This is a genomic window from Bacillus sp. V26 (genome assembly GCF_034296245.1).
GTDB lineage: Bacteria > Bacillota > Bacilli > Bacillales > Bacillaceae > Bacillus > Bacillus halotolerans.
Genome location: NZ_JAXKQF010000006.1, coordinates 101,292 through 113,998, shown reverse-complemented (window position 1 = coordinate 113,998; position 12,707 = coordinate 101,292). Strand labels below are relative to the sequence as shown.

Sequence of the window (12,707 nt, the reverse complement as noted above, 5' to 3'; positions counted from 1 at the left end):
TGATAATAAAGGTTAATATTTCTATTTTAGGAGGTGCCAATTGATCATGTCCAGAAAAAATAGCGTGATGATCGTGACTGCGATTTCTGCGTTCCTTTTTTGCGTGATGATTGCTGCGGCTTCACTTTCTCCGCTGGCAGACACGGGGTCCTCAGCCAATCAGTTCAACTCTATCGGTATGTGGTCGGCAATTGGTATGATACTTGTTTTCTATCTCATTCCAATCCTCATTTACATGCTGGGTGTGGATGCAATGAGATTTGTGATGGCGGCGCTTTGCGGCATGGGTTTGCTGATTCACTTATCTACTGCCGCCATTGTGCTGATGGTCAGTATATTCGGTGATCATCCGCTCTCTGATGTAATCACTGTGATGGGGCTCTGTCTCGCTTCAGCGGCTGTAAACATCATTTGGTTTTTTGCAGCGTTTCGTTCTGCGCCAAAGAAGCCTGTCACAAGGGATTTGCATAATTAACCAGTTGTCGTTAATGTAAGATTTTTAGTTAATTATATTTGTTAAGTGTGTGTATCACGTATTGGAAATCACAGAAAAACTATAAAGTGATTTCGTATGAAAGCTTTGGTTGGTGGATGCTACAATAGCTCAAACGGTTTCTCCAGTTCAGGACCATAACGGACACATTTATATCGGCTCAGGAAGCGGAGAATAGTTTTCAATTAGCAAAGGTGGAAACATGAACTAGTCGTTTAACACAGAAAGTCCGGTCAGAACGACGCTGATTGACCGCGAAGGAAGGATTATTTCGGATCTGATGATATGTAGATCGATGCAGCGAACGCAAACGGCAACGAATGACGGTCCTATTAAACCGAAAGCGACGCAGTTCTTTACCTCTGCTTGCTGATGATGGGGCGATTTATATTGAAAGCTAGGCGAAACCGATGGCTTTAGGGGAAACGTAAGTATATTCTTAAAAAAAGACATTTTCTTTCTAAGGAAAATGCCTTTTTTATATTAATTAGTAATCATATAGCTTAGGTAAATCTTATATAGTGTAATTTATTTTCCAAAAAACCAATCAGGTAAAGTTAGTTTTGAATTTTTATCTAATATACGAATATATTGCTGGCTTAAAATATAATAATAAATAGAATCCTCAAAGGTTGTAGTTAGTCTATTTTTAAAATCAATTACAGCCCTTTGTAGATTTTTTTCTTCTCTCGATATTATATCTTCTATAGAGTTGCTGGTATAGTATTTATATTCCTCAGTAAATTGTTCAACCGATAAATCTCCGATCTTTAACATGTTTACCTTATTAAAAAAGTCAAATAAATAACTATATTTATCGAATGAATTATTAGCAAGTGCTAATAAGAAATTACGGTCAATAAGGAATTGATCTAACATTACCTTACCAAAGGGATTGAGGTGTAATTTCCATCTTTCATAAGATGAAGATTTATTAACTTTAAAATATGTTTGAGTAAGAAATTCATTATTCATTGACTCTAAACAATTTTCAATTTTTTTAAGTTCCTCATTAAATGAGTTGAAGTCTTTGAGTTGCTCCATGTCACTGTTATGCTTAAGACTCCAATTAGAGTTTTCACGGGTTTTTAATTCACCATTTGCAAAGTAAAAATTTGAAGATGATAATGTTTCGCAGAAACAACTTGTTAAATAATCTATTCTTGATTCTAAGTAATTAATATTTTTTTCAGCTAAATATAAACATTTGCTTAAAGAAGTAGATATAATGATTTGATACTTTATAACCTGTTCATATTTTTCATCTTGTATTTTTCTTTTTGCTTTTGATCTTAAAAGATTGGTCCTAAACATTATTAGTGTAAAAATTGATATTAAAAGTGCCAAAAAACCAGTGATTGCATTTATTGTTTTGTAATCTATAGTTTTTATAAAAGCCCAAGATTTTCGCCAAGATAAAATGTCAGATATTTGGTTGAGCATAGTGGGATTATGAATTGAGAATATAGTTATCCAAATAAGTACATTAATAAGTGAAAATCCAAACAGTGTTTTTAAAAAAGATATTATTATATTATAAATACCAATAGGGCTGAAGGCTTCGGATCTTTTTAAAGAGTTATTATCGTTAAATTCATACGTCAATACATGTGGAGATATAAGAAACAAAAATTTATCTATTAGATAGTAGAATTCTGAAATAACTCTAATTACTTTAATTTTCTTATGCCTGATCATTCTCTTGTAAAGTCTACTTAGAAATTTAAATCTGAGTTCGGATAAACCTAGTTGAATAAACGCTAGTATAATAGTAAGTAATATCAACAAAAAAATGTACTCTAGGAGAAGTGAAAATATAAAAGATTTTGTTTGAGATTCAATAAAAGAGAAAGATTTGACAAAAAAATTATAAATAAACTTACCTGAATAAAAGTCTTTCGAGTCCATTATTTTCCACATTTTTAATAATTGAGTTCCTCCTAAAATGTATTTTGAAGGATTTCTTAAACTAAAAACTTATTAATTTATCGCTGGATATAAAAGTATAAATACGTATAAAATATACATAAATGTAATTGAGAATTCAATAGTTTAAGATTAAAATCCACCTTAATAGACAAACTATGTGCCTTTTTTGAGTGAATACTAATCAAAATATCAAAAAATGTTAATTGAGAAAAACTTTCCTTTTGTATCTATACATTTAAAAGTGAATGACTGCAGTTCTTTCAATTTTAATTCAAGTTGCTGTCGATATTCAAAGAAAAAGAGCACTAGTTTTATATTGTTCTTTAATTAGCTGGTTTTATTCAAACAAATAAGTTCAGGCGCTTCCCGGGAGGAGCGCCTTTTGATTATCTAATTATTGAACTGCTTGAATAAACACACCTTTTTCATGAGAAAACTCTTTAAATCCGTATACCCCATGGTAAGAGCCGATTCCGCTTGTATTTACGCCGCCGAATGGCAGGTTGACGTCACTGAAATGAACGACGACATCATTGATCGCTGCATTTCCTGATGTGGTGTGCTGAAGGACGTTGTCAATCAGGTCTTGGTTGTGGCTGAATACATAAAGCGCTAGCGGTTTATCGCGGTCATTTACGTAATCAATGACCTCATCGATGTCTTCATAGTTCATCATCGGCAGGATCGGTGCAAAGATTTCTTCCTGCATGATTTTCATATCTGGCGTAACGTTTTTCAAAACGGTTGGCGAGATCGTACGGTCGCTTGCATCAAATACGCCGCCGAACACGACTTCCGCGCCTTTCTCGATGGCATCATCGTATAACGCTTTGACGCGGTTAAAGTTGCGGTCATTGACAATTTGCGTAAATTTGTTTCGATCCGGCGTGTAATCATCTTCCATAAATCCTGCGTTGACAATGGTTTGTAAAATGCCTGCGAACTTGTCCTGCACGTCTTTTTTAATGAAGATATAATCCGGTGCGATGCAGGTTTGGCCGGCATTTACGAACTTGCCGACAGCAATTTTTTTCGCTGCGTCCATTAAGTCGTATTCACTGTCGATGATGGTCGGACTCTTGCCGCCAAGCTCAAGCGTGACAGATGCCAAGTGTTTGGCGGCGGCTGTCATGACGATTTTTCCGACATTTGTGCTTCCGGTGAAGAAAATGTGGTCGAACGGCTGATCAAGAAGCTCAGTGGCCACTTCAACCTCTCCTTCAAAAATGGCAACTTCTTTTTCGTCAAAAGCATCTCGGATGACTTTTGCAGCAATGTTGCTCGTGTTCATTGTAAAGTCTGACAGCTTCACAATGGCGCTGTTTCCTGCAGCGATAGAAGCGGCAAGCGGCGCCATCGTCAGCATAAACGGGTAGTTCCACGGACCGAGTATAAGCGTAACGCCTTTAGGCTCGTACATAAGGATTCCGTTGGCATCAGAGCTTAAGGATGAACCGACTTCTTTGGGTGCCATCCATGTTTCCAGGTTGTTCATATTATCTCTGATCGCTTTTTTTGTACCCTCGATTTCCGCTTTTTTGACCTCGTGATATGGCTTCCGCACGTCTTTGCGGATCGCTTCGATGATTTCCTCTTCATGTGCAATGACGGAATCCAAAAAGCGCTGAAGCTTTTCTTTACGCTGTTCCGCTGTTGAAGCGCGCAGCACTTTTTGCTGTTTTTTCTGAAGCTGGAAGACGCGCTGAATGTCGTCTTTTACTTGCTGTTCCATTGTAAAATCCCCCTCATTTGCTTTCTGCTTATCTCGGAACTATTATAAAGTGGTATCTTTTCTATAAGAAAGACAACGGAGAATCATCTATACGTTACCGTACATATATCGAACATCTGTCTAAGTTTGGAGGTGACTCTTTTGCCGGAATTTGCTGAGGCTCAAATCAAACAGGCGCTTCTGGATTTATTAGAAAAAAGGGATATTCGACAGATTACAATGAAAGAAATTGCTGAACACGCACAAGTGAGCCGCGGGACGCTCTATCTTTATTACGAGGATAAGTTTTCAATCATTGAGGATTTGATGAGTGACATGCAGGAAGGATTGAGCGAAGCGCTCTACGAAGCCTTCAAGCACATGGATACACTTCATCTCAGCCAAAAGAGGCAAACAGTGCATCCGACATTGTCTTTTGTTCATCAGCATCAATCTTTTTTTTCAGCAATGATGGTCAGAGACAACGTACCGTATCACAATTTCCACCGGTTTTTTAAAGATGTGTTTCAGCAGGATGTCATGCTGTCTCCGATTCATGTGAATTTGACGCCGATGGAGCAGGAGATTTACGGACATTACAGGGCTTTGTATACGTATGCGATTATTTTGTACTGGCTGAATGAGGATGCGTCTGCATCTCCGCAAGCCATCAGCCACAAGGTATGGGACCTCGTTTCTCAGAAACGGTTTTATTGGCTGTTTGGGCAGGCTGCTGAAGCGGAGCCGGAGGAGAATAAGCAAATTGACCGGCGTGTTGTCCGCACGAGACAGGCGCTGCAAGAGGCTTTGCTGGACGTATTGGCGGAGAAAAAAGACTATTCGGCGGTGACCATTTCGGATATCACCAGAAAAAGCAACATCCGCAGGGCGACCTTTTATGATCACTATGCCAATAAAGATGAACTGTTACAAGCGATGATTCATCAATCGTGTGCAGATATGATTGATCGGCTGACGGTGAGTGCCAGTCCGGATGAGCTTTCTTTAGCGGAAGCTGAGACGGCGCTTGCCAGCCTGCTTTCTGCATTATCGGAACGCTCGCCCATTGTCCGGTTTCTCAATCCTGAATGGGGAATTCCTCATGTGATACCCAGCATGTTCAAAGCGCTGGAATCTTTTTACCTGCACCAGCAGCTTGATATCCGCGCGGGGAAGAAACTTTATGCTTATTATGTTTCCGCTATGATTATCGGTTTGATGTTGTATCGGCTGGATGAGGGAAAGGCGCACGATCCGAGGGTGCTGGCCAGGGAGTTTTTGCAGTTTTTGGATGTGAAGAAGTATAAGATTATATTGCTTTGAACAACAAAAAAGAGAGGGGCTGAATCCCCTCTCTTATTTCGTTTCTTCCTTCCATTTCTCATCAATCAACATCTTGCCAGGCCATGTATACGCCATGATGCCGCCGTCTGCGGTGATGTCTTCGCCTGTGACGTATGAGCTGTCGTCAGATGCGAGGAACAGCGCCACCGTCGCCATTTCCTTCGGTTTGCCGAGACGGCCGAGCGGCGTGATCCATTTGTTGGCTTCGCGGAATTTCTCGCCCATTTCCTGTTCCTTGGTGCCAGCTAATTTGTCAATAAGCGGCGTTTCAATCGTACCCGGTGAGATGGAATTGACCCGGATGCCGCTTCTTGCGTAATCAATTGCCATCGCTCTTGTCAGGTTTGTGATTCCGCCTTTTGCGGCGTTATAGCCGGAGCGGTCAAGGTCCGCAGCCCTGCCTGACATGGAGGAGGTGTTGATAATGGAGCCTCCCTTTTCGAGCATGAGCGGGATCAGATATTTGCTGCAAAGAAACGTGCCGCGCAGATCGACTGCGATAATGCGGTCAAACAGATCTACGGGATATTCGTGCACTTTTCCGCCTTCCTGATCGACGCCGGCGTTGTTAAAGAGAATATCAATCGTTCCGTACGCGTCTTTGAGTTGATCAGCAAATTGCTTCACGTTTTCTTCATCTGACACATCAAGGTAAAAAGCCTCAGCTTGTCCTCCGTTTTGTCTGATCGCTTCGACTGTCTCTAACATTTGATCTTCATTCATATCGCCGACAATCACACGCGCGCCTTCATTGGCAAAAACCTCTGCCGTTGCTTGTCCAATGCCTGTCGCAGCACCTGTGATCACAGCGGTTTTGTTATCAAGTCTTCCCATAACACGAATCCTCCTTTTTCTAGTTGTCTTCCCGCTGTGTGCAGTGATAAACATGTGAGAAAAGTAATACCTGTATATGTTAAAATGAACTAGAAATTGTTGGGAGGTTTTATGTGTTTTGAAGATACAGCATAAGAAGGAACTCAAATTTTATTGTCTCATTACGATTCCGGCTGCGTTTGCTGTGCTGACTGTCATCTCTTTTTTATTGCAAGAGATTACGTTTCCGGTGACAGCTAGCGCATTTCTGAATGCTTCATGGCATAATCTATTGTTTCTGATACCGTTCTGTTTGTTTTTCTATCCGGTGCATATTTGGATGAAGCGGGAGTTTAGCCGATGGAATGATGCAGGACAAAAGAGAGGCTGATCCTCTCTTTTTCGTATCAGACTGTCTAGAAAAAATAGTGAAAACACACCCAACTAATGTTAAATTTACATATATATGCATCTATCAATCTTTGATGAAAACCGTATTGACATGAGTCATCATATATGATAAATAGATGCTGAAAAGAGTTTACATAACATCACAAAGCATGAAAAAGGAGCGAGCTGAATGGCCAAAAAAGAGTTTAAAGCAGAGTCCAAACGACTGCTGGATATGATGATTAACTCCATTTACACTCAAAAAGAAATCTTTCTTCGCGAGTTAATTTCCAATGCGAGTGACGCGATTGACAAAATCTATTACAAAGCGCTGACAGATGATGCGCTAACCTTCGATAAAGACAATTACTACATAAAAGTCGCGGCTGACAAAGGCGCGAGAACACTGACCATTACGGATACAGGGATTGGAATGACAAAGGACGAGCTTGAACAGCACCTCGGTACGATTGCGAAAAGCGGCTCTCTTGCGTTTAAAAAAGAAAACGAACTGAAGGACGGCCATGACATCATCGGGCAATTCGGTGTCGGATTTTATGCGGCGTTTATGGTTGCCGATGTGGTGACCGTTATCAGTAAGGCGCTCGGCAGCGAAGAAGCGTATAAATGGGAATCTGCTGGCGCAGACGGCTATACAATTGAGCCGTGTGAAAAGGATTCTGTCGGCACAGACATTATCCTGAAGATCAAAGAGAACACGGAAGATGAGAGCTATGATGAGTTTTTAGAAGAATATCGTTTAAAAGCGATCATCAAAAAGTACTCTGACTTCATTCGCTACCCGATCAAAATGGATACAACGGTTAATAAGCCGAAGGAAGGCAGCGACAATGAATTTGAAGAGGTGCAGGAGGAACAGACGGTTAACAGCATGGTGCCGATCTGGAGAAAAAACAAGAGCGAGCTGACAGATGAGGACTATGAAACGTTCTATTCTGAAAAGCATTACGGATTTGATAAACCGCTCACTCATGTCCATATCAGTGTTGACGGTGCCGTGCGCTACAACGCCATTTTATTTATTCCTGAAAACATGCCGTTTGACTATTATTCTAAGGAATATGAGAAAGGCTTGGAGCTCTATTCCAACGGCGTGCTCATCATGAACAAATGCGCGGATCTGCTTCCGGACCACTTCAGTTTTGTGAAGGGTATGGTTGATTCTGAGGACCTGTCGCTGAACATTTCCAGAGAAATGCTGCAGCATGACCGCCAGCTGAAGCTGATTGCGAAAAACATCAGCAAAAAGATCAAAAGCGAGCTGCAGAGCCTGCTGAAAAAAGACAGAGAAAAATATGAGACCTTCTACAAATCGTTCGGCAGACAGCTGAAGTTCGGCGTGTACAATGATTTTGGCGCGAATAAAGATCAATTGAAGGATCTCTTATTATTCTACTCTTCCAAAGAGAAAAAACTGGTCAGCCTGGACGAGTACGTATCCAGAATGCCTGAAGAGCAGAAATATATTTACTACGCGACCGGTGATTCATATGATCGCATTGAAAAACTGCCGCAAACGGAAATGGTAGCGGACAAAGGCTATGAAATTCTTTACTTTACAGAGGACATCGATGAATTTGCGATCAAAATGCTCGCTTCATATCAAGAAAAAGAGTTCAAATCTGTTTCAAGCGGCGATCTTGGCATCGATTCAGAAGAGGATCAAAAGCAGTCTGAAGAAGAGGAAAGCAAGTACAAGGATCTGTTTGAGGAAATGAAAAATATTCTGTCTGACAAAGTGAAAAACGTCAGAGTATCGAAACGCCTCAAATCTCATCCGGTCTGCCTTGCAGCTGACGGTGAAGTGACAATCGAGATGGAAAAAATCTTAAATGCGATGCCGGACAGCCAAAATGTAAAAGCGGACAAAGTGCTGGAAATCAATCCGAATCACGAGGTATTCAACACGCTGCAGAACGCTTTCGAACAAGATAAAGAGAAACTAAGCCTGTACACAAATCTCCTGTACAACCAGGCGCTTCTGATCGAAGGTCTGCCGATTCAGGACCCTGTGGAATTTACGAACAATATGTGCAAGGTGATGGTGTAATCATAAAAAAGGAATCGTCCCGATGAGACGATTCCTTTTTCTATTTATGACGTCCGTTCATTGAGCATACGGCTTTGTCCGTTGTTCTTTCTTTTAAAACGTTTTTTCAGGCTTGCTTCAATTTCTTCTAAGCTTCTCCCTTTGGTTTCAGGAACCATGTAAAGGGCGAAGAAAAATGAGAGAAGACAAATGACTGAAAAAATTGTAAACACCCATGCAATGCCCATGGCGCTGAGCATCAGCGGGAAGACCAGCGACACGATCAGGTTGGTTGCCGATAACACCAAAGTGGTAAAGCCCGTCGCGGCTCCACGCGCTTTGGATGGGAAGAGCTCAGGCATCAGAACCCATACAACTGGACCCCATGTCGCCTGGTAGAATACGATATAAACTCCGAGAAAAACGACGGTCAGCCAAGCTGTTGATGTTGAGAGCCCCAGCGTCAGGAGCACAGCCGATAGTGCGGCCAAGCTCAGCGTAATACCGACGCTTCCCCAGATCAGCAGCTTTTTGCGGCCGATGCGGTCAATTAAAATCATAGCTGTAATACACATGATGACGTTGAGTACGCCGATTCCCATTGTGCCGAGCACCGATGCAGATGTGCCGAGACCGGCCTTAGTGAAAATGGTTGGCGCGTAGTAGATAACCGTGTTAATCCCGACAGCCTGCTGGAAAACGGCGAGGCCGACGCCAATGAGAAGCATAGGGCGAATCCATTTGGCTTTTAGCAAGCCGAGTGTTGTTTCTTTTTTCTCTGCTTCCCCTTGTTTCATATCTGCCAGTTCACGTTCAATATCTTCTTGATCATGAGTGATTTTCATGATGTGTTTCGCTTCATCTTCACGCCCGCGCTTCACGAGCCATCTTGGTGATTCAGGCATAAATGCGATCCCGATTAATAAAAGCACGGCAGGCACCGCAGCCAGCCCCACCATCCAGCGCCACGCTTCAAACGGTGTGAATAGATAGTTTACGATATATGCAAGTAAAATACCGGTGACAATCATTAAATTGTTCATCGTGCCGAGAGTTCCGCGGATTTTTGTCGGTGCCATTTCGGAAAGATATACAGGCACCAGCGCCGTTGAACCGCCTACAGCCAAGCCGAGAATGACCCGAGACGCGATCAGCATGGTAATGGTTTGAGAAAATGCACAAGCAAGCGCCCCGACGATAAAAATGATAGATAAAACAAATACGACTTTTCTCCTGCCCCAGCGATCGGAGCACGTGCCGCTTAAGGCGGAACCGAAAATCGCGCCGAGGAGCAGCATGCTGACAACCAATCCTTCTGTCAGTGTTGTTAAAGGGATATCATTGTTGATAAACAGCAGCGCTCCCGAGATGACGCCCGTATCATAACCGTAAAGCAGCCCCCCTAAAGCGCCGAAAAAGTAGATCATATATTTCCTTGTGTTTGTCTTCACAAATGTTCCTCCTCAGTCTTTGAGCCAATGAGTATGTACGATGTAACAAAGTTAATAGATTAGTACCCTTCTCCTAATCAATTTGAAACATTTGTTTGAAAAAAGATTGATTTCACAAAAGGAAATTCAAAGCCAAAACGAGGGATATTGACGGTTTTTACGCAAGTTATTGATCACGAGAGCGATGATCACGATGATGGCAGATCCAATGAAAACGGGAAACAGTAAATAACTCCAAGCATACGCCCCTTGAATGACCACAATGGGATCTGCGCCGGCAGGAGGATGAGTGGTTTTGGTCAGCATCATGAAAAAGATGGCAAGCCCTGTCCCCAATGCAAAAGTCCAGGGATGAGCCCCGAATATATGAAGGACAGCCAGCCCGGTAAGTGCAGATATAAAATGCCCGCCAATCACATTTCTCGGCTGTGATAAAGGTGCATTCCAAGCGCTGAATACCAGCACGCAGCTCGCTCCAAAAGGGGCCATTAACCATGGGCTTGATGTATAAGAGGTCAATACTGCAAGCGCCAGAATGGTGATGAATCCTCCTAAAAATCCCGTGACGGCGTCCTTTCCGTGTACCTGTAAAGGTGTTTTTCCTTTTCCTTGCATTTTCAAAAAGAAGTTGTTTTCCAAATTTATCCCTCCCAGTATGTATAGGATAATAGCTATAAACTAACCTGTCAATTTTATTTTTAACGGTTAGTTTTAACTTCGATAAAAAAACCGTTCTCTGGGGAACGGTTTTTTACTCATTATTGATTTTTTTATGATGGCGTGAGACTTTTTGTCTGTTGCCGCATATCTTCATGGAGCACCATTTTCGCCTTCCTGTTTTATCAAGAAAAAGCAAAATGCACTTTTCGTTTGCGCACCGTTTCAGCTGTTGGATTTCTTTTGTATGAATCAGCCATAATGCATCGTAAGCGATAAGCGATAAAATAGAATCATCTGGTTTTCCATTCGGAATGCGGGCAAGTTTGTCATCTAGGATTTGATAAGAAAAAGGAGCGGCGGCGATTTGATCTTGCAGGAAAGCGATAAAAGCTAGAGAAGGTTTACTGCCTTCTGCGATACTCTCAAAATGTTCTCTCAGCTCAGCGCGGAATTGATGAATCCGTTGCAATTGTTCTTGGACTTGCTGCAGCGTAAAAGACTTGAGAAAAGGAGCAGTTTCTCCCATTATTTCAAACCATGCCATCAGATCTTTTTCTGACTGGATGAGATCGTGCCGTTTATCATAGCTTATGATTTCAGTATTAACGAGATCGAGAGAAAGGTTTTGTGTGATAAGAGGGAATTGAGCATTTGCCATTGTAATCATTCCTTTCAAAATCATTGTAAGCGCCAAAACCTTTTTCACGCAAGGATATGAGTAAAAGGAGGCTTTTTCCCATTTTATCTGTCAGGCAGTCTGCTGATCATTAGGGATGGTGCTCCTCCCATTACCGGAAACAGCCGTTTCTGTACCTGCATTTCAAAAAACATCATAAAAAACCTTACTCGCCCGGAGTAAGGTTCTGATTAGGACATTTTTATTCTTCACCCGCGTTGACGAAAACCAAGGCGGAGAATCCTTTTTTCTTATCAAATTGCAATTCAACGACGGTAACGTCTGGATTGAAGTTGTGGTATTCCTCTAAGAACTGAATAATGCCTTCTGAAATGTCATCTGACTCAAGCTGCTTGTGATGCAGGCCATATTTGGCTTCAGCGAAGAATCCTGTACGCTTGTTGTAAGACAGCTCTTTTACTTCAACGTCCTCAGGGTAAATCTCTTCTTCATTAGAAATATACACACAAATCCCGTCTACAATTTCTTGCTCATTTAATACCAATTTCATGACCTAAAAGCTCCTTCTGTACGTCTTCGGTGTTTTAAATGCGCGAATCAGTGCGATGACAATGATTAAAATAATGATCAAAGCGATGACATCAACGATCCAGGCAATGGGTGAAGCGCCATAAGAAACATAGCCCGGGCCCCCGACTGGATGATAGGTGTAACCCCAAGGGTGCATCATGCTGATCATGAACATACTCGTTGTGAATCCGCTATAATAGCCAAACCATCCTGATGGCGAGAATCCGGCATTGTAATAATGATTCACTGAAACATAACGTCCGCCAACATAAGCTTTAGATGTTTTTCCGCTGTATGTCTTTCCGCTTACTTTTGATGTGGCGCCGGAAAACGTGCCTGACGATGTTTTAGAGCTTGATGAGCTTGTCTTTTCGGAAGATTTCTTTTTCAGTGAAATCGATGATGATGAATCATCAGACGTTTTGGACTTTTTGCTTGAAGAGCTTGATCCTGAACCGTAGCTTGATTTCGGGCTGGATTTATAGCTTCCGCTGTATGACGAGCTTGAACTTCGGCTGCTGTGACTGGATGAGGAGCGGCCGCTAAAACTTTTTGCATGAGAAATGGTTGTTGGCAGCAGTACACCTAAAGCAACGGTTACTGCAACTAAGGCTTTTACATATTTCAGTTTCATTCTGTTTCCTCCGTAGACCGCAACG

The 12,707-nt window shown here is 41.8% G+C and carries 12 protein-coding genes and 1 pseudogene; 5 read left to right on the top strand and 8 right to left on the bottom strand.

Annotated features, from left to right (window positions below):
- Nucleotides 1-46: 46 nt before the first annotated feature.
- Both UJ203_RS16850 and UJ203_RS16845 read left to right on the top strand, forming a co-directional pair.
- On the top strand, nucleotides 47-475 hold the full coding sequence (locus UJ203_RS16850; protein WP_322012607.1) for a DUF5391 family protein: 429 nt from the start codon (nucleotides 47-49) through the stop codon (nucleotides 473-475).
- A gap of 139 nt (nucleotides 476-614) precedes the next feature.
- Nucleotides 615-894, top strand: a pseudogene (locus UJ203_RS16845) (hypothetical protein); the annotation flags it as partial.
- A 127-nt stretch (nucleotides 895-1,021) separates the two neighbouring features.
- Here the strand turns inward: UJ203_RS16845 and UJ203_RS16840 are convergent.
- Entirely contained in the window at nucleotides 1,022-2,191 is a 1,170-nt protein-coding gene (locus UJ203_RS16840) for a hypothetical protein (RefSeq protein ID WP_322012605.1), read from the bottom strand.
- Between the two features lie 625 nt (nucleotides 2,192-2,816).
- Complete coding sequence (locus UJ203_RS16835) at nucleotides 2,817-4,154, bottom strand: aldehyde dehydrogenase family protein (protein ID WP_322012603.1); 1,338 nt, start codon at nucleotides 4,152-4,154, stop codon at nucleotides 2,817-2,819.
- A 141-nt stretch (nucleotides 4,155-4,295) separates the two neighbouring features.
- Between UJ203_RS16835 and UJ203_RS16830 the strand changes: the two genes are divergently transcribed.
- Nucleotides 4,296-5,456, top strand: coding sequence for a TetR/AcrR family transcriptional regulator (locus UJ203_RS16830; protein ID WP_322012601.1), 1,161 nt, complete (start codon nucleotides 4,296-4,298; stop codon nucleotides 5,454-5,456).
- 33 nt (nucleotides 5,457-5,489) lie between these two features.
- Here UJ203_RS16830 and UJ203_RS16825 read toward each other — a convergent pair whose 3' ends face one another.
- Nucleotides 5,490-6,311: an SDR family oxidoreductase gene (locus UJ203_RS16825; protein WP_322012599.1), complete on the bottom strand. Its 822-nt coding sequence runs from the start codon at nucleotides 6,309-6,311 to the stop codon at nucleotides 5,490-5,492.
- A gap of 118 nt (nucleotides 6,312-6,429) precedes the next feature.
- On the opposite strand from UJ203_RS16825, the gene UJ203_RS16820 reads away from it, so the two are divergent.
- Nucleotides 6,430-6,681, top strand: coding sequence for a hypothetical protein (locus tag UJ203_RS16820; protein WP_024123458.1), 252 nt, complete (start codon nucleotides 6,430-6,432; stop codon nucleotides 6,679-6,681).
- A gap of 189 nt (nucleotides 6,682-6,870) precedes the next feature.
- Nucleotides 6,871-8,751, top strand: coding sequence for a molecular chaperone HtpG (htpG, locus tag UJ203_RS16815; protein ID WP_105991069.1), 1,881 nt, complete (start codon nucleotides 6,871-6,873; stop codon nucleotides 8,749-8,751).
- A 44-nt stretch (nucleotides 8,752-8,795) separates the two neighbouring features.
- Here the strand turns inward: htpG and UJ203_RS16810 are convergent, their stop codons facing one another.
- From UJ203_RS16810 to UJ203_RS16790, 5 genes are all read right to left on the bottom strand, one after another.
- A complete protein-coding gene (locus tag UJ203_RS16810; protein WP_227598463.1) occupies nucleotides 8,796-10,181 on the bottom strand; it encodes a sugar porter family MFS transporter in 1,386 nt (461 codons plus the stop codon).
- A 126-nt stretch (nucleotides 10,182-10,307) separates the two neighbouring features.
- Nucleotides 10,308-10,820, bottom strand: coding sequence for an HPP family protein (locus UJ203_RS16805; protein ID WP_322012595.1), 513 nt, complete (start codon nucleotides 10,818-10,820; stop codon nucleotides 10,308-10,310).
- Nucleotides 10,821-10,932: 112 nt separating this feature from the next.
- Entirely contained in the window at nucleotides 10,933-11,499 is a 567-nt protein-coding gene (locus tag UJ203_RS16800; protein ID WP_322012593.1) for a CGNR zinc finger domain-containing protein, read from the bottom strand.
- A gap of 220 nt (nucleotides 11,500-11,719) precedes the next feature.
- Complete coding sequence (locus UJ203_RS16795; protein ID WP_322012591.1) at nucleotides 11,720-12,028, bottom strand: DUF2653 family protein; 309 nt, start codon at nucleotides 12,026-12,028, stop codon at nucleotides 11,720-11,722.
- Between the two features lie 3 nt (nucleotides 12,029-12,031).
- Entirely contained in the window at nucleotides 12,032-12,682 is a 651-nt protein-coding gene (locus tag UJ203_RS16790) for a hypothetical protein (RefSeq protein ID WP_322012588.1), read from the bottom strand.
- Between the last annotated feature and the right edge of the window lie 25 nt (nucleotides 12,683-12,707).

Coding starts and splice junctions, on each gene's coding strand:
- UJ203_RS16850 (WP_322012607.1), top strand. CDS start 47: ATGTCCAGAAAAAATAGCGTGATGATCGTGACTGCGATTTCTGCGTTC.
- UJ203_RS16840 (WP_322012605.1), bottom strand. CDS start 2,191: ATGATCAGGCATAAGAAAATTAAAGTAATTAGAGTTATTTCAGAATTC.
- UJ203_RS16835 (WP_322012603.1), bottom strand. CDS start 4,154: ATGGAACAGCAAGTAAAAGACGACATTCAGCGCGTCTTCCAGCTTCAG.
- UJ203_RS16825 (WP_322012599.1), bottom strand. CDS start 6,311: ATGGGAAGACTTGATAACAAAACCGCTGTGATCACAGGTGCTGCGACA.
- htpG (WP_105991069.1), top strand. CDS start 6,871: ATGGCCAAAAAAGAGTTTAAAGCAGAGTCCAAACGACTGCTGGATATG.
- UJ203_RS16800 (WP_322012593.1), bottom strand. CDS start 11,499: ATGGCAAATGCTCAATTCCCTCTTATCACACAAAACCTTTCTCTCGAT.
- UJ203_RS16795 (WP_322012591.1), bottom strand. CDS start 12,028: ATGAAATTGGTATTAAATGAGCAAGAAATTGTAGACGGGATTTGTGTG.
- UJ203_RS16790 (WP_322012588.1), bottom strand. CDS start 12,682: ATGAAACTGAAATATGTAAAAGCCTTAGTTGCAGTAACCGTTGCTTTA.